14 protein-coding genes are annotated in these 16179 nt (G+C 69.8%); 7 read left to right on the forward strand and 7 right to left on the reverse strand.

Features of this window, described 5'->3' with window-relative positions; all coding sequences use genetic code 11:
* Positions 1 to 28: 28 nt before the first annotated feature.
* Positions 29 to 2431, reverse strand: a complete 2403-nt coding sequence (locus tag AC0KS4_RS11085; protein WP_275254124.1) for a CaiB/BaiF CoA-transferase family protein — start codon at positions 2429 to 2431, stop codon at positions 29 to 31.
* A 212-nt stretch (positions 2432 to 2643) separates the two neighbouring features.
* On the opposite strand from AC0KS4_RS11085, the gene AC0KS4_RS11090 reads away from it, so the two are divergent.
* From AC0KS4_RS11090 to AC0KS4_RS11105, 4 genes are all read left to right on the forward strand, one after another.
* Complete coding sequence (locus tag AC0KS4_RS11090; RefSeq protein WP_225328833.1) at positions 2644 to 3567, forward strand: undecaprenyl-diphosphate phosphatase; 924 nt, start codon at positions 2644 to 2646, stop codon at positions 3565 to 3567.
* A gap of 111 nt (positions 3568 to 3678) precedes the next feature.
* Complete coding sequence (locus tag AC0KS4_RS11095) at positions 3679 to 4527, forward strand: SDR family oxidoreductase (RefSeq protein WP_238955857.1); 849 nt, start codon at positions 3679 to 3681, stop codon at positions 4525 to 4527.
* A 30-nt stretch (positions 4528 to 4557) separates the two neighbouring features.
* The gene (locus AC0KS4_RS11100) at positions 4558 to 6939 is read left to right on the forward strand and encodes a phosphoketolase family protein (protein WP_238955858.1); all 2382 of its coding nucleotides are present in this window, start codon (positions 4558 to 4560) and stop codon (positions 6937 to 6939) included.
* 105 nt (positions 6940 to 7044) lie between these two features.
* Complete coding sequence (locus AC0KS4_RS11105; RefSeq protein WP_225328830.1) at positions 7045 to 7806, forward strand: CPBP family intramembrane glutamic endopeptidase; 762 nt, start codon at positions 7045 to 7047, stop codon at positions 7804 to 7806.
* A gap of 6 nt (positions 7807 to 7812) precedes the next feature.
* On the opposite strand, the gene AC0KS4_RS11110 is transcribed toward AC0KS4_RS11105, so the two are convergent.
* The 5 genes from AC0KS4_RS11110 to AC0KS4_RS11130 form a co-directional block, all read right to left on the reverse strand.
* The gene (locus tag AC0KS4_RS11110) at positions 7813 to 8841 is read right to left on the reverse strand and encodes a zinc-binding alcohol dehydrogenase family protein (RefSeq protein ID WP_225328829.1); all 1029 of its coding nucleotides are present in this window, start codon (positions 8839 to 8841) and stop codon (positions 7813 to 7815) included.
* Positions 8842 to 8888: 47 nt separating this feature from the next.
* A complete protein-coding gene (locus tag AC0KS4_RS11115; RefSeq protein WP_225328828.1) occupies positions 8889 to 9188 on the reverse strand; it encodes a GlsB/YeaQ/YmgE family stress response membrane protein in 300 nt (99 codons plus the stop codon).
* Positions 9189 to 9336: 148 nt separating this feature from the next.
* A complete protein-coding gene (locus AC0KS4_RS11120; protein WP_225341309.1) occupies positions 9337 to 10473 on the reverse strand; it encodes an alanine and proline-rich secreted protein Apa in 1137 nt (378 codons plus the stop codon).
* A gap of 142 nt (positions 10474 to 10615) precedes the next feature.
* Positions 10616 to 11719, reverse strand: a complete 1104-nt coding sequence (locus AC0KS4_RS11125; protein WP_225330541.1) for a sulfate/molybdate ABC transporter ATP-binding protein — start codon at positions 11717 to 11719, stop codon at positions 10616 to 10618.
* Positions 11720 to 11752: 33 nt separating this feature from the next.
* The gene (locus tag AC0KS4_RS11130; RefSeq protein ID WP_225330543.1) at positions 11753 to 12550 is read right to left on the reverse strand and encodes an ABC transporter permease; all 798 of its coding nucleotides are present in this window, start codon (positions 12548 to 12550) and stop codon (positions 11753 to 11755) included.
* A 204-nt stretch (positions 12551 to 12754) separates the two neighbouring features.
* On the opposite strand from AC0KS4_RS11130, the gene AC0KS4_RS11135 reads away from it, so the two are divergent.
* Positions 12755 to 13438 carry a DUF2510 domain-containing protein gene (locus AC0KS4_RS11135; RefSeq protein WP_225330540.1) on the forward strand — a complete coding sequence of 228 codons (684 nt, stop codon included), beginning with the start codon at positions 12755 to 12757 and terminating at the stop codon, positions 13436 to 13438.
* A 27-nt stretch (positions 13439 to 13465) separates the two neighbouring features.
* Here the strand turns inward: AC0KS4_RS11135 and modA are convergent, their stop codons facing one another.
* Complete coding sequence (gene modA / locus AC0KS4_RS11140) at positions 13466 to 14239, reverse strand: molybdate ABC transporter substrate-binding protein (protein ID WP_225330539.1); 774 nt, start codon at positions 14237 to 14239, stop codon at positions 13466 to 13468.
* 188 nt (positions 14240 to 14427) lie between these two features.
* Between modA and AC0KS4_RS11145 the strand changes: the two genes are divergently transcribed.
* Positions 14428 to 15105 (forward strand): SDR family oxidoreductase, encoded by a 678-nt coding sequence (locus AC0KS4_RS11145; RefSeq protein WP_225330538.1) that lies wholly within the window; start codon positions 14428 to 14430, stop codon positions 15103 to 15105.
* Positions 15106 to 15162: 57 nt separating this feature from the next.
* Positions 15163 to 16086: an LLM class F420-dependent oxidoreductase gene (locus AC0KS4_RS11150; RefSeq protein ID WP_238957285.1), complete on the forward strand. Its 924-nt coding sequence runs from the start codon at positions 15163 to 15165 to the stop codon at positions 16084 to 16086.
* Positions 16087 to 16179: the final 93 nt, after the last annotated feature.

The following is a 16179-nucleotide window of genomic DNA, read 5'->3' on the forward strand; positions in this document are numbered from 1 at the left end:
CCGCACACTCGGGCGATCTGGGGGTGGCTCAGGCGTCGGCGGGCGGGGCGAACAGCACGCGGTCGTCGATCAGCCGCTGAATGTCGGCGGCATTCATTCCCAGCACGTTTCGGCAGATCTCGACGGTGTCCTGCCCGGGCTGCGGTGCCGGCGCCCGCCGGGCCGACGGGATGTGGCGGTAGGGCGCCGGGCCCGTCTCGGCGGGCAGTGGGTTCTCGATCAGCGGATGAGTCATGGCGCTGTACACATTTCGCGCGATCAGCTGCGGATCCTCGAGTATGTCGGGCGGACGGTTCATCGGTCCGGCCGGAACACCCGCGGACTGCAGCAGTTCGGCGGCCCGCGGCGGGGTGCGGGTGCGGGTCCAGGCCGAGACCCGTTCCTCTAACTCGCCCCGATTGTCCAGTCGGGCTTCCCCGGTGGCGAACCGTGGGTCATCCGCCCATTCGGGGTGGTCGAAAACCGAGGCGGCGCGCCGCCATTCGTCGTCCGAGCGGATCGAGATGACGCACCATTCGTCGTCGCCCGCGCAGGGGTAGACGGCGTGCAGGCTGGTGTCCTGCCGGATCTGGGCGACGCCCGCGGCCAGCGCGGCTTGCGTGACGTACAGGGTGTCGAGCTGGTTGACCACGACTTCGGCCTGGGAGATGTGGACGTGGGCTCCGTTGCCCGTCCGGTCGCGGTGGATCAGCGCGGCGAGCGCGGCGATCGCGGTGACGCGGCCCACCACGTGGTCGGGGAATACCGTCGTCGCGTCGTAAAACGCGTGCCGCGCCGCCTCGGTGCCCTCCCCCGGGCCGTCGCTCGTCCAGAGCCGGGTGACGCCGGTCGTGGCGCGCACCAGTGGGCCGTATCCCAGCCGCGCGTTCCACGGCCCCGTGTCGCCGAACGCGCTGCTCTCGGCGAGCACGATCCGCGGGTTGAGGGCGCGCAGCTCGTCGTAGGAAAACCCCAGTGCGGTAAGGGTTCCCGGCTTGAAGTTGGCGAAGACCGCGTCGGCCTCGGCGACCAGCCGGCCGAAGACCTTCTTGCCCTCCGCGCTGCGCAGGTCCAGCCCCAAACCGCGGTTGTTGCGGTGCGTCCAGGCGAAGGACTCGCTCATGGCCTCGCCGACGCGGGCCTGCCGCAGCCCGTCGGGGTAATCGGCGCTTTCGACCTTGATCACGTCGGCGCCCAGGTCGCCGAACAGCCGGCTCAGCTCACCGCCGGCGACGATGATGCCGAGATCCAAAATCCGCAGTCCCGCAAAGGGATAATCGCCGAGCCGGCCCGAGGCCGACGGCACCACCGACGGGTTGCCGCGCCAATACGGTTCGTCGTGCCCCGCGGCGGGCGCCGGCGTGCGAAAACCCGCGCGCCGGCCGTCGACCACGAAATATCCGGTCGGCACGCCGGTGCGCACGCCCGGGACGAGTTCGGCGTCGGTGATCGCGCCGACCGCCTGGAAGTGTTCGGACCCCAGGATCCGCGCCGGCGTCAGCACCGCCGCGATGGGCACCCCGTGCGCCTGGCCGGCGGCCACCAGATCCTTCATGGTCTGTCCGGCGAACAGCTTCTCCAGCAGCTCGCTGATCTGTGGCCACACCGCGAACCGCGCGCCGATCACGTCGTATCTGGGGTCTTGGAAATCTTCGGGCTCCCCCAGCCAGCGCCGCAGACCCCGCCACTGCCGGGGCGCCATCACGCACAGCCGGACGTAGCCGTCCCGGCAGGGATAGATCGGGTAGGCGTCCTGGTTCTTCGGGCGCCCCCGCCACCGCCCCGTCCGCCGGATGCCGGCGGCGGCCTGCCCGTGCGCGCCGAAGGCCGGGTCGAGGGCCATGACGACCGCGTCGAACCACGAGAAGTCGATGTAATCTCCCGTGCCGCAACGCAGTCGGTTGTAGTACGCCGCGAGCGCGGCCCACGCCGCCTGGACGGCCGCGGTGGCCGACGCGATGCCGTCCGGCGGCAACACCGGGGTGCCGGTGGTGGGGCCGGACCGCGACAGCGCGCCGCACATCGCGTACAGCACCGGATCGGTGGCGCGCCACGAGGAGCGCGGGCCCGTCGCGCCGAAGTCGGTGATCGACAGCACCACCAGGTGTGGGTAGCGGGCGGCCAGCTCCTCGCCGGAGGTCCCGAACATGGCGCCGCGCTCGTCGGCGCCGGCGTCCACGACGATGTCGGCGTCGGCGGCCAGATCGAGGAAGCGGGCGCAGTCGTCGTCATCGAAGGGGTCGAGCGCCGCGCTGCGCTTGTTGGCGTTGTGCACGGCGAACGGGATGCTGGCGCCGCGCAGCGTCGGCAGCGCGTCACGCCCCAGGCAGCCGCCCGGCGGTTCCACCTTCAGAACGTCGGCACCCAGGTCGGCGAACAGGCGGGTCACCGCGTCGGCCACCCCACTCGTCACGTCGAGGACGCGCACGGCATCGAGCAACCCGTCGACCATCTGCACACCGTACCTGCCTGGTCAGGGCGCTGCACGACGGGCGCTCACCCACCCTGACGGGGCGGGATGCGGTGAAAAGGCCGGGTGGGCAAGCGGATTCGGCGCCCGCCGGTCGGGGTCGGCCCGAAGGCTCAGTCGGGGACCCGCGCCGGCGCGGCGTGGGCTATCGTCACAGGCCGACCGCGACCCGTCGTCCGATGGAGGCCTCCGCTATGACCGCGCACCTGAGCTACGTCGAGGCCGTGGTGGTCGGCGCGTTCCAGGGCGTCACCGAGCTGTTCCCGGTCTCCAGCCTGGGGCACGCGGTGTTGGTGCCGGCGCTCGTCGGCGGCCGGTGGGCTGAAGACCTCAGCGTCTCGGCCCCCCACTCGCCCTACCTGGCGTTCATCGTCGGCCTGCATGTGGCCACCGCCGCCGCCCTGCTGCTCTTTTTCTGGCGCGACTGGGCGCGCATCCTGTCGGGGTTCTTCTCGTCGCTGCGGTATCGCCGCATTCAGACGCCCGACGAGCGGCTGGCCTGGCTGATCGTGGCGGGCACCATCCCGGTGGGCCTGGCCGGGCTGGCGCTCGAGCAGCTGTTCCGCACCACGCTCGGCAAGCCCGTCCCGGCGGCGACGTTCCTGTTGCTCAACGGCATCGCCCTGTACGTGGGCGAGGTCCTGCGCCGCCGCATCGCGCCCGCGCCCGCGCCGGGCACACCCGCAACGGCCGACGCGGAGCTCGAACACGGCGACGAGGCCTCGGACCAGCGGCTCGCCCAACTTCCGCTGCCCCGCGGCCTGGTGATCGGCGCCGCGCAGATCCTCGCCCTGTTTCCCGGTATCAGCCGTTCGGGGATCACCATCGTGGCCGGCCTGTGGCGCGGCCTGTCGCACGAGGACGCCGCCCGCTTCTCCTTCCTGCTCGCGACGCCGATCATCCTGGCCGCCGGGGTGTACAAGATTCCGGAGCTCTTCGGGCCGCTGGGCGCCGGCATCGGCGGCCAGGTGCTGGCCGGCAGCGTCGCCTCCTTCGTCTGCGCCTACCTGGCCGTGCGCTTCCTCACCCGGTACTTCCAGACCCGGACGCTGACCCCGTTCGCGATCTACTGCGCCCTGGCCGGGGCCGCCAGCCTGGTGTGGCTCGCCGTGCACTGAACCTCGCGCGTCGCACGTGAGGCCCACCGGCTGTTGCGCGGCCGGACTTCGAGTGCTGTGCTTACCGGATTGTCTAGTTGACACCCGTCAAGAATCTGGAAGGCACCGAATATGGCAGACACGGGTTCCCTCGGCCTCAAAGTCCGCGGAAAGGTCATCGTCATCACCGGCGGAGCCCGGGGAATCGGGCTGGCGACCGCGACCGCGCTGCACAATCTGGGCGCCAAGGTCGCCATCGGCGACGTCGACGAGGTGCGGGTGAAGGAGTCGGGCGCCGACCTCGGCCTCGACGTCTACGGCAAACTCGACGTCACCGACCCGCACTCCTTCTCCGATTTCCTCGACCAGGTCGAACGCCGGCTCGGCCCGATCGACGTGCTGATCAACAACGCCGGCATCATGCCGGTCGGCCGGATCGTCGACGAGCCGGACGCGGTCACCCGGCGGATTCTGGACATCAACGTCTACGGCGTGATCCTGGGCAGCAAGCTGGCGGCCCAGCGCATGGTCCCCCGCGGCACCGGCCACGTCATCAACGTCGCCTCCCTGGCCGGTGAGCTCTACATCGTCGGCCTGGCGACCTACTGCGCCAGCAAGCACGCGGTGGTCGCGTTCACCGACTCGGCGCGGCTGGAGTACCGCTCGGCCGGGGTGAAGTTCTCGGCGGTGTTGCCGACGTTCGTCAACACCGAGCTCACCGCGGGCACCAACGGGGCCAAGGGGTTCCGCAACGCCGAGCCCGCCGAGATCGCCGACGCGATCGTCAAGCTGGTGGCCCACCCCAAGCCGCGGGTGCGGGTCACCAAGGCCGCGGGAGCGATGGTGGTGTCCCAGAAATTCTGGCCGCGCCGGATCGCCGAGGGCCTCAACCGGATGCTCGGCGGCGACCACGTCTTCACCGACGACGTCGACGTCGAAAAGCGGCAGGCGTACGAAGCCCGCGCCCGCGGGGAGGAGTAGCGGGAGGGATCGGTGGGAACAATCGGTGAGATGACCGACGCAACCGCGCTCTCCGACGACGAACTCGCCCTGATCGACAAGTACTGGCGCGCCGCCAATTATTTGTCGGTCGGGCAGATCTATCTCCTCGACAACCCGCTGCTCACCGAGCCGCTGACCACCGAGCACGTCAAACCGCGGTTGCTGGGGCACTGGGGCACGACACCGGGGCTGAACCTTGTCTACGCGCACCTGAATCGGGTCATCCGCCGCCGCGACGCCGACGTCATCTACGTGACCGGGCCGGGTCACGGCGGACCCGGGCTGGTCGCCAACGCCTACCTCGAGGGCACCTACAGCGAGGTCTACACCGGCATCGAGGAGGACACCGAGGGCCTGCGCAAGCTGTTCCGGCAGTTCTCCTTCCCCGGCGGCATCCCCAGCCACGTCGCGGCCCAGACGCCGGGATCCATCCACGAAGGCGGCGAGCTCGGCTACGCGCTGGTGCACGCCTTCGGCGCCGCCCTGGACAACCCGTATCTGGTGGTGGCCTGCGTCGTCGGTGACGGCGAGGCCGAAACCGGGCCGCTGGCCGCCAGCTGGCACTCCAACAAATTCCTCGACCCGGTGACCGACGGCGCCGTGCTGCCGATCCTGGCGCTCAACGGCTACAAGATCGCCAACCCGACGGTGCTGGCCCGCATCCCGCACGCGGAACTGGAATCGCTGCTGCGCGGCTACGGGTACCGGCCGATCACGGTGGCCGGTGACGACCCGGCCGACGTGCACCAACAGCTCGCCGCCGCCCTCGACGACGCCTTCGACGACATCGCGGCCATCCAGAGCGCGGCGCGCGGCGGCAACGGGGTCGAGCGGCCGGTGTGGCCGATGATCGTGCTGCGCACCCCCAAGGGCTGGACCGGGCCAAAGGTGGTGGACGGCAAGAAGGTCGAGGGCACCTGGCGCTCGCACCAGGTGCCACTGGCCGAGACGCACGGCAATCCCGAACACCGCGCCCAGCTCGAGGAGTGGCTGCGCAGCTACCGACCCGAGGAGCTTTTCGACGAAACCGGCCGGCTGCGTCCGGAGCTGCGGGCGCTGGCGCCCACCGGTGATCGGCGGATGAGCGCCAACCCCCACGCCAACGGCGGGCTGTTGCTGCACGACCTCGACCTGCCGGACTTTCGTGACTACGCCGTCGCGGTCGAGCGGCCGGCGGCCGTCACGCACGAGGCCACCCGGGTGCTGGGCGGCTTCCTGCGCGACGTGATCGCCCGCAACAAGGACCGATTCCGGCTCATGGGCCCCGACGAGACGGCCTCGAATCGGCTCGACGCCGTCTACGGATCGACCGACAAGGTGTGGCTGTCCGAGATCGAGCCCGACGACGAGCACCTGGCGCCCGACGGCCGCGTGATGGAGGTGCTGTCGGAGCACCTGTGCCAGGGCTGGCTGGAGGGCTATTTGCTGACCGGGCGGCACGGCCTGTTCAACTGCTACGAGGCGTTCGTGCACATCGTCGACTCGATGATGAACCAGCACGCGAAATGGCTTGCCACCAGCCGGGAGTTGCCGTGGCGGCGGCCGATCGCGTCGCTGAACTACCTGCTGAGCTCGCATGTGTGGCGGCAGGACCACAACGGCGCATCGCATCAGGACCCGGGTTTCATCGACCTCGTCGCCAACAAGCGACCCGAGCTGACCCGGGTGTACCTGCCGCCGGACGGGAACACGCTGCTGTCGGTGGCCGATCACTGCCTGCGCAGCCGCGACTACATCAACGTCATCGTCGCCGGCAAGCAGCCCGCGCTGGCCTATCTCGACATGGACCAGGCCATCGCGCACTGCACCCGCGGACTGGGCATCTGGGAGTGGGCGAGCACCGCCACCGACGAGCCCGACGTGGTGCTGGCGTGCGCCGGGGACATCCCGACGTTGGAGACGCTGGCCGCCGCCGACATCCTGCGCTCCGAGCTGCCGGAGCTGGCCGTCCGGGTGGTCAACGTCGTCGACCTGATGCGGTTGCAGCCCGATACCGAGCACCCGCACGGCCTGCCGGACCGCGAGTTCGACGCGCTGTTCACCCCGGACCGGCCGGTCATCTTCGCCTACCACGGCTATCCGTGGCTGATCCACCGGCTCACCTACAGCCGCACCAACCACGCGCACATGCACGTGCGCGGCTTCAAGGAACGCGGCACCACGACGACGCCCTTCGACATGGTGATGCTCAACGATTTGGACCGCTTCCATCTGGTCATCGACGTCATCGACCGCGTCGACGGATTGGCCAGCCGCGCCGCCATGCTGCGGCAGCGCATGGTCGACGCCCGCCTGGCCGCGCGGATGTACACCCGCGAGCACGGCGAGGACGACCCGAAGATTTCGGGGTGGACCTGGGAGCCGAGCGAGCAGAACGAGCGAAGTGAGTGATGCGAGCGAGGCGACCCATCCAACTGGAACAAAGCGACGATGAGATTCGTGTGACGGCAATCGCGTTGCCCTGGTGCGCCGGGGGGCCGCCGGTAGACTGGCCGGATGCTTGAGGCCACCGGGATAGCCGACGTTCACCCTGTGGTGCCCCAGCTTTCGGCGGCCCACCGGTTCCGGATCCATCTCGACATCGCCGTCGTCGTCGTGGTGCTCGTGCTGACGGACCTGATCGCGCATTTCACAACGCCGTGGGCGAGCATCGCGACCGTCCCGGCCGCCGCCGTCGGGCTGGTCATCTTGATGCGGTGCCGCGGTTTGGGCTGGGCGGACCTCGGCCTCGGCCGCGAGCACTGGAAGCCGGGACTGGGTTATGCGCTGGCGGCCGTGGCCGTCGTGGCCACGGTGATCGCGATCGGCGTGCTGCTGCCGGCGACGCGGCCGATGTTCCTGAACAACCGCTACGCCACGATCTCGGGGGCGATGGTCGCCTCGATGGTCATCATCCCGCTGCAGACCGTCATCCCCGAGGAGCTGGCCTTCCGGGGCGTCCTGCACGGCGCGCTCAACCGGGCGTGGGGCTTTCGCGGGGTCGCGCTGGCGGGCTCGCTGCTGTTCGGACTCTGGCACGTCGCCACGTCGTTCGGACTGACCAGCAGCAACGTGGGCTTCACCCGGCTGTTCGGCGGCGGAATCGTGGGAATGCTGGCCGGGGTGGCCGGCGCCGTGTTGGCGACGGGCGCCGCGGGATTCGTCTTCAGCTGGCTGCGCCGGCGCAGCGGCAGCCTGATCGCGCCGATCGCACTGCACTGGTCACTGAATGGCCTCGGTGCGCTCGCCGCCGCGTTCGTGTGGCATCTGTCCACCTGACGCCGGTCACACCAGCAGCACCGCCGCGCCCGCAATGCGCCCCGCGCTCAAATCCGCCAACGCCCGATCGGCTTGTCCCAGAGGGTATTCCGGGGTGGTCACCTCGATGTGGTGCTGAGCCGCGAAGTCGAGGAAGGCCCGCGCGTCGGCCCGGGTGTTGGACGTGACCGATCGCACCTGGCGTTCCTGAAACAGGTGACGCTGGTAACTCAGCGCCGGGATGTCCGACAGGTGGATCCCGGCGATCGCCAGCGTGCCACCGCGATCCAGCGCCTCGAGCGCGGGCAGCACCAGATCACCGACCGGGGCAAAGAGGATCGCGGAGTCCAGCGGCGCAGGCGGCCGATCCGCCGCGCCTTGCGCGGACGCGGCGCCGAGTTCCAGCGCCAGCTCGCGGGCGCGTGATCCGCGGGTCATTACGTGCACCTCGGCGCCTTGGGCCAGGGCGACCTGCGCGGTGAGGTGGGCGCTACCGCCGAAGCCATAGAGGCCCAGGCGCCCACCGGGCGGCAGGTCGGCGCGAAGGAGCGAGCGATAACCGATGATGCCCGCGCACAGCAACGGGGCGAGTTCGCTGTCGCTGTAGCCGCTGGGCAGGGGATGCGCGAAAGCGGCCGGGACGGTGGCGAATTCGGCGTAGCCGCCGTCGGCGTCCCAGCCGGTGTAGCGGGATTTCGGGCAGAGGTTTTCGTCGCCGCGGCGGCAGTATTTGCACACGCCGCAGGTGTGGCGCAGCCAGGCGATGCCCACCCGGTCCCCCACCCGGAACTCGTCGCCGGCCTCCGGGCCGATTTCGACGACCTCGCCGACCACCTCGTGGCCGGGGGTGACCCGGTCGCGGTGGACGGGAAGGTCGCCTTCGGTGACGTGCAAGTCGGTGCGGCACACCCCGCACGCGCGCACCGCCACCAGCAGTTCGGCCGGCGCCGGCCGCGGCACCTCGGCGGTGACCTGCTCGAGCGGGCCGGTGTCCATCGGCCCGGGCCGACGCACCCGCCAGGCCCGCATTGCCGTGGTGGTCACCGGTGACGCCATCACACCATCATGCCGCTAACCACCACGGCCGCAACGGGTTAGGCCCGCTACGTCCTGCGCACCATGCCGACGATCCAGAGCAGGATCACCGAGCCGAGCAGGGCGGTGAAGAAGGTGAAGAAATAGCCGCCGCTCGCGGTGTCGACGAAGAAGCTCAGGATGAACCCGCCGACCAGGGCGCCCACAATGCCGATCACGATGTCCATCAGGATGCCGGCTCCGCTACCGCGGATGATCTTGCTGGCGATCGCACCGGCGATACCGCCGATGATGATGTAGCCGATCCAGCCGACGCTGGTGAGTGTGCTTGATCGAGCGAGGAATTCCGTAGCTGCCATGATGTCCATCGCGGGTCTCCTTGCAATCGCTGGCAAAGCCCAGCACTTTGCTGGGCCGTCACTTCGGTATACCCAGTTTGGGTCACAAAACGAGTGCCGAATTGGAGACGGTTGACCAGTCGGTTTTCCGTCGGCCCGTGCGATCAGGGCCGACCGGTCAGGCCGAAAGGGTTTGTTGCGGTGCCGGTGTGGGGGTGGGACTGACCTCCACGGCCGGCGCCTGACCCGGAACCGGTGCGGGAGCCGGCGCCGGGGCTCCCGGAGCCGCAGGCGCTGGCGCCGGTGCGGGCGCTCCCGGAGCCACCGGTGCGGGAGCCGGTGCGGGCGCAGGGGCTCCCGGGGCCGCCGGCGCTCCCGGGGCGCCCGGCGGCGGTGGCGGAGCCGCCGGCGGTGTCCACGCCTGGATCGACTCGGTCAGCGCCTTGGCCGCGCCCCGGTCCACCGGGTCGTTCGAGGTTCCGAGCCACACCACGAACCAGCGCTGCGCATTCCCGCCGTTGGCCGAGCCGATGACGCCCGTCCAGATCTGGCCGTTCGGCTTGGAGGCATCACTGAATTTGACTTCGTAGTACGAGCCGCTCCCGGTGCTTCCATTGGCGCCGGTGAGCGGGGTGCTCTCCTGGTTGACGCGGGTGCCGGGATAGGGCATGAAGAACTCACCCATGTCCGAACCCAACCGCACCGCGGCCTTGGCATTGTCGGCTTCCGCACTGGCGTAAAGCTTTTGGTCGAGGCGGCCCATCACGATGCGGGTGTCGTTGGCAACCGGCGGCGGCTGGTCGGGCATCGGTGGCGGGCCCGTCACCTTGCTCAGCAGCGCCGAGCCGTAGTCCAGATGGGAAGCGTCCGACTCCACCCACCCGGCGGGCAGGACGTAGCTGAATCCCCCCACGGCGTTGTTGATGCGCCCGGCGTTGGGGTCGACCGGCGGTGGCGGGGGCGCATTCGGGTCCACGGGCGGCGGGGGGGCGTTGGGGTCGACCGGCGGTGGCGGTGCCCCGTTCGGGGCGACGGCCGGCGGGACCGCGTTGGGGTCACCCGGTGCCGGTTGCCCGTTCGGCGCGGGTGCGGCCGGCGCCGCGGGCGCCGCGGGTGCGGCCGGTGCCGCGGGTGCGGCCGGTGCCGCGGGCGGGGCCGTGGCCGTGCTCGGCGGGACGGGGGTCGGGACCTCGGGATCGGCATACGAGGTCGCCGGCAATGCGATGGCGAGGGCGCTGGCACCACTCACCGTGGTGATCGCCAGCGTCGTCCACAGTCCTTGGCGGCGTGTCGAGGTCGGTTCCACCTGCTCCATGGCGACGAACCTACCGTGTTACCGCTGTGACGCAAGGAGCTTTGCGGACTAATGCAGCGCAGTTGTGCCGATGTTGCCAATGTGCAACCTGCCGAGTGCCGCCCGGAGATCGAGTGCCGCACGGACATTCGGCCGCCGGCGCTCAGTGCGCGGTCGGATACAGCGTCACCTCATGGGCTTTCACGGAGAACCACACCCGGTCGCCCGGCGCCAATCGCAACTCCGCGGCGGCGTCCGCGGTGATCTCCGCGGCGAGGCCGGGGGCACCGTCGGGTTGCTGAGCGCCGCGCACCAGCACCGCCGACCCGCGGATATCCATCTCGGACACGGTGACCTCGACGGCGTTGCGGGGGCTGCCGTGCGGCCGATCGCGATACACGGCCACCACCGTGGGCGGGAAAACCGCGATCGCGTGCTGCCCGGGTGAGACCAGATCGCCGCGCTCTTGTGGGGCCGCATACCAGCGGTCGCCGGAGTGCGCGACCAGCGAGCCGTCGGTGTCGACCGTGCCATTGACCAGGTTGATACCCGCGATCCGGGCGGCGAAATGACTGCGGGGCGCGGTGAGCACCTCGGGCACCGGGCCGATTTCGGCGACCCTGCCCGACTCGAGCACCAGCACTCGATCGGCCAGCGTGAACACGTCCAGCAGGTCGTGGGTGACCAGGATCGCCGCACAGCCGATGCGGGTGACGACCTTGCGCAGCACCGCCCGGATCGCCGCGGCCGCGGCGACGTCGAGCCCGGCCAGCGGCTCGTCGAGCAGCAACACATCGGGTTCGGCCGCCAGCGCCCGCGCGATCGCGACCCGCTGTGCCTGTCCGCCGGAGAGTTGCCGCGGTTTGCGGTCGGCGAAGCGCTCGGCGTCCACCTCGCGCAACCAGCGCGCTGCCGTCGCCTTCTCCGCCGCGCGGGCCGAGCGCAGCCTCGCGCGGCGACTGTGCGGTCCGAACGCGACGTTGGCGGCAACACTCATGTGCGGGAACAACAATGCGTCTTGCAGCAGCAGCCCCACCCGGCGGTCGTGCGTCGGGACGTCGACCCCGGTCGCGGTGTCGGTCAGGACTCGGTCGCCCAGCCGCACCACCCCGCGGTCGGGTCGAAGCAGGCCCGCGATGACGTGCAGGACAGTCGATTTGCCCGCGCCGTTGGGGCCCAGCACCGCGAGCACCTCCCCCGCGGCCACGGAGAACTCCACGTCCACGTGACGCTCGGAGACGACCGCGCGCAGCTGCAATTCACTCATGGTCCGGCCCTACCTGTCACTCATGGTCCGGCCCTACCTGGCGTCCGCGCCGGTCAGCCGGCGCGTGCCCAGCCCCAGCACCACCAGGGCCGCCACCACCACCAGCAGGATCGACAACGCCACGGCGGCGTCGGCGTCAGTCACCCGCTGCAGATAGATCTCCAGCGGAAGCGTGCGGGTCACCCCTTGGCGCGAGCCGGCGAAGGTCAGCGTGGCGCCGAACTCCCCCAGCGAGCGGGCGAACGCCAGCACCGCGCCCGATACGACGCCGGGCACCAACAGCGGCAGGGTGACCCGCCACCAGACCGCGCTGGGCCGCGCCCCCAGCGTCGCGGCCACCACCTCGAAATCGGACCCCGCGGTGCGCGCGGCGCCCTCGAGGGAAATCACCAGGAATGGCAGCGAGACGAACGTCTGCGCCAGCACCACCGCGGTGGTGCTGAACGCGATGCGGACGCCGGCAGCCTCCAGGTACTGGCCGAGCAATCCGAACCGTCCGAACGCATACAACAGGGCGATCCCCCCCACGACCGGCGGCAGCACCAGCGGCAGCAGGATCAACGGCCGCAGCAACCGCACCGCCCGCGCGGTGCTGCGGGCCAGCACCAGCGCCATCGGCACGCCCAGCGCCACGCACAACACCGTGCTGGCGGCGGCGGTCTGAAGGCTGAGCGCCAGCGCCGTCCTCGACGAGGAGCTCGTGATCAGCGACCAGAAATGCGGCCAATCGACCTTGACCGCGATGGCCAGCAATGGCAGCACCACGAAGACGGTCCCGACGGCCGCGGGGAGATACACCCAGCGGGGCAGATCCGTGCTATGCGCGCTAATACATGCCCTCCTGCCGACGGTCACTTCGAACACTCACGCGGGACCCGCTCACCCACTCTCCGCATTACACCGGAATGCCGCGGGCGGCGCGCCGAAGCGGGGCCGATACCCGCCGAGCGGTAGTCCGCCGGTGCGACGAGAATGGTTTTGCGCGGCCATCGCCGCGGGTAGCCGGAAGGTCACCGCCAGGACGAAGGTGCATGGATGCCATCTGAACAGGCGCCGCCCCCGCCCAAATCGGCGCCGGGCTGGTACCCCGATCCCGCCGGGGTAGGCCATGGGCTGCAACGGTATTTCGACGGCACCAACTGGACCAGCGAATGGGCTTTCGCCACCGAGCCGCCGAAGAAGGGCGTCTCGGGAAAGGCGGCCCTGGCCCTGGCGGTACTCACCGCGCTCGTGCTCCTCGTCATCGTCGGCAGAAGCTGGGGCTTCGACGGAAAGGATGGCGGCCAATCGTCCCCGTCGGGTGGTGCGACCGTGGCGGGACCGTCGACACCGACCGAGGCGGCGCCGTCGACGCCGGCCGGTCCGAAGAAGCCCGACGGAGTGACCTTCACGACCGCTCCAGGCCCGGACGGCGACATCGTCAACGCCCGCTTTGCCATTCGAGACAACTACACCGAGGCGATGATCAGGGACGGCGCGCGGCTCGACACCATCGCGATTCTCAAGTACGCGCGAGCGACCTATCCCGAGGCCGCCGCGGTGAACGTTCAGGGCACTTTCCCGATGACCGACCCGTACGGCAACACTTCGACCCAGGTCGCCATCGACCTCACCTACTCGCGGGCGACGTTGAACAAGATCAACTTCGATGGCGTGAGCAAGAACAGCATCTGGGAGATTCGCGATTCCGGCGCCATTCTTCCGGCCTTTCAGCCCTAGCCGACGGCGGTGGCGGTGGGCCGGCGGTCAGGGCTTGGCGAAGCCCGCCTGGGCCAGGATCTGCTGGCCGGCCGGGGAAGTCACCAGGTCGACGAACTTCTGCGCCTGCGCGGCATGCGCGGCGTTCCGCAGCACCCCGATGGGGTAGACGTTCACCGCGCCGGCCGCCTCGGGGAAGGTCACGGTCGCGACCTTGCCGGCGGCCGTCTTGGCGTCGGTGACGTAGACGAGCGCGGCGTCGGCCTGACCGGTGGTGACCTTGTTGAGGGCGTCGGTCACGCTGAGTTCCTCGCTGACCGGGTTGAGCCGCACCCCGGCGCTGTCTTCGACGCGACGCGCGGCCGCCCCGCACGGCACCGGCTGCTGGCAGATCACCACGTTGAGGCCGGGCTTGGCCAGGTCGGCGAAGCTTTCGATCTTCTTCGGGTTGCCCGGCGCGGTGACGATGACCAACGTGTTCGCCGCGAAGTTCCTCGGCTCGCCGCTCAGCAGGCCCGCCTTGCCGACCGTGTCCATCTGCGCGGTGTCGGCCGACGCGAAGACGTCGGCGGTGGCGCCCTGCGTCAACTGGGTGGCCAGCTCGGAGGAGCCCGCGAACTCGAAATCGACGCCGGTGCCCGGGTTTTCGGCCGTGAACTGCTGACCGATCCGGGTGAACGCCGGTTTGAGCGACGCGGCGGCAAACACCATCGCCTTCCCGGACGCCTGCGGCGACTGCGCCGGCGGTTTGGAACCGCACCCGACCAGCCCGGCCACCAACACCGTCGAAACCAAACTGGCCAGGATCCCGATCCGACGCATGGGATGCACCCTAACCCGCCGATGCTGCGGTGCGCGTGGCGCCCAAATCGCCGCAAAAAGTGACGCACAAATAGTTACCGAACTGATCCGCGCGTCGCGGCGGCAAAAATTTCGCCGGCTAGCTACTGTCCAGTAACATATACGGGGATTGACGCCATAACGCGCTGAGGTCCCAGGCAGAGGAGGTCATGGCAGTGGAGGTACTGGTTACCGGCGGAGACACGGAGCTGGGGCGCGCGGTGGCCGAGGGCTTCCGCGACGACGGCCACAGAGTGACCCTCGTGGGCGCGCGCAAGAGCGATCTGGAGATCGCCGCCAAGGAACTAGAGGTCGAGGCGATCGTCTGCAACACCACCGACCCGGCCAGCCTCGAAGAGGCTCGCCCGCTGTTCCCCCATCACCTGGACACCATCGTCAACGTGCCGGCGCCCACCTGGGAGGCCGGCGACCCGCGCACCTACTCGATCGCCGACACCGCCAACGCGTGGCGCAATGCCCTTGACGCGACGGTGCTTTCGGCGGTGCTGACCCTTCAGACCGTGGGCGATCATCTGCGTTCGGGCGGGTCGATCATCAGCGTGGTACCCGAGAACCCGCCGGCGGGCAGCGCCGACGCGGCGATCAAAGCGACGCTGGCGACTTGGACCGCGGGACAGGCGAGCGTCTTCGGCACGCGCGGAATCACGGTCAACGCCGTCGCCAGTGGGCGCAGCGCTCAGGCCGGCTACGACGGGCTTTCGCGCACCGCCGCGCCGGTGGCCGCGGAGGTCGCCCGCCTGGCGCTGTTCTTGACCACGTCGGCGGCGCGCCACATCACCGGTCAGACGTTGCACGTGAGCCACGGCGCGCTGGCTCAGTTCGCCTGAGGCGTAACCCGCGCCCGCCGCAAACCCTTCTCCCGCGCCCGGCCGATCGCTACGGTAATCAGCGTGGCTATTCGACTTGGTCTGCAGATTCCCAACTTTTCCTACGGCACGGGGGTAGAGCAACTCTTCCCCACCGTCATCGCCCAGGCACGCGAGGCCGAATCCGCGGGATTCGACTCGGTTTTCGTGATGGACCACTTCTACCAACTGCCGATGCTGGGATCGCCCGATCAGCCCATGCTGGAGGCCTACACCGCCCTGGGGGCGCTGGCCACCGCCACCGAGCGGGTGCAGCTGGGCACCTTGGTCACCGGCAATACGTATCGCAACCCCACCCTGCTGGCGAAGATCATCACCACACTGGACGTGGTGAGCCAGGGCCGCGCGATCCTGGGCATCGGCACCGGCTGGTTCGAGCTCGAGCATGACCAGTTGGGTTTCGAATTCGGCACCTTCACCGACAGATTCAACCGGCTCGACGAAGCCCTCGAAATCATCCTGCCGATGATCAAGGGCGAGCAGGCGACCTTCTCGGGCAAGTGGTATCGCGCCAGCGACGCGGTCGCCAATCCCCGCTTCCGAGACCACATTCCGCTGATGATCGGCGGCAGCGGCGAGAAGAAGACAATCCCGCTCGCCGCAAGGCATTTCGACCACCTCAACGTGATCGCGGGCTTCGACGAACTGCCCGGCAAGTTGGAGGTGGTGCGGCGCTCGTGCGAGGAGGTGGGCCGCGACCCGGCGACCCTGGAGACCAGCTCGCTGACCACGGTGCTGATCGACGAGAACGCGAGCCTTGACCAGATTCCCGCGGAGATGAAACAGCGCATGGTGGTCGGCACCCCGGACTCGGTCGCCGATCAGATCAAGACCAAGGTCATCGACGCGGGCATCGACGGCGTGATCATCAACCTGCCGTTCTACACACCGGGCATCGTCGAGGCGGCCGGCGAGGCGCTGCGCCCGCTCGTCGGGCTCTAGGCGGCAGGGCTCAGCGCGCACCCGGTCGGCGAACATGACGAGAATCACGTTCGCCGACCAGGAGTGATGCGCGCGGTGTGGTTGATTACACAC

Source organism: Mycobacterium sp. NTMscope_MAC_12 (genome assembly GCF_976985675.1).

What these genes read in the sequence shown, in the direction of transcription:
- AC0KS4_RS11090 (WP_225328833.1), top strand. Translation starts at nt 2,644, where the DNA reads ATGACCGCGCACCTGAGCTACGTCGAGGCCGTGGTGGTCGGCGCGTTC.
- AC0KS4_RS11100 (WP_238955858.1), top strand. Translation starts at nt 4,558, where the DNA reads ATGACCGACGCAACCGCGCTCTCCGACGACGAACTCGCCCTGATCGAC.
- AC0KS4_RS11085 (WP_275254124.1), bottom strand. Translation starts at nt 2,431, where the DNA reads ATGGTCGACGGGTTGCTCGATGCCGTGCGCGTCCTCGACGTGACGAGT.
- modA (WP_225330539.1), bottom strand. Translation starts at nt 14,239, where the DNA reads ATGCGTCGGATCGGGATCCTGGCCAGTTTGGTTTCGACGGTGTTGGTG.
- AC0KS4_RS11145 (WP_225330538.1), top strand. Translation starts at nt 14,428, where the DNA reads ATGGCAGTGGAGGTACTGGTTACCGGCGGAGACACGGAGCTGGGGCGC.
- AC0KS4_RS11115 (WP_225328828.1), bottom strand. Translation starts at nt 9,188, where the DNA reads ATGGACATCATGGCAGCTACGGAATTCCTCGCTCGATCAAGCACACTC.
- AC0KS4_RS11105 (WP_225328830.1), top strand. Translation starts at nt 7,045, where the DNA reads ATGCTTGAGGCCACCGGGATAGCCGACGTTCACCCTGTGGTGCCCCAG.
- AC0KS4_RS11110 (WP_225328829.1), bottom strand. Translation starts at nt 8,841, where the DNA reads ATGGCGTCACCGGTGACCACCACGGCAATGCGGGCCTGGCGGGTGCGT.
- AC0KS4_RS11120 (WP_225341309.1), bottom strand. Translation starts at nt 10,473, where the DNA reads ATGGAGCAGGTGGAACCGACCTCGACACGCCGCCAAGGACTGTGGACG.
- AC0KS4_RS11125 (WP_225330541.1), bottom strand. Translation starts at nt 11,719, where the DNA reads ATGAGTGAATTGCAGCTGCGCGCGGTCGTCTCCGAGCGTCACGTGGAC.
- AC0KS4_RS11095 (WP_238955857.1), top strand. Translation starts at nt 3,679, where the DNA reads ATGGCAGACACGGGTTCCCTCGGCCTCAAAGTCCGCGGAAAGGTCATC.
- AC0KS4_RS11135 (WP_225330540.1), top strand. Translation starts at nt 12,755, where the DNA reads ATGCCATCTGAACAGGCGCCGCCCCCGCCCAAATCGGCGCCGGGCTGG.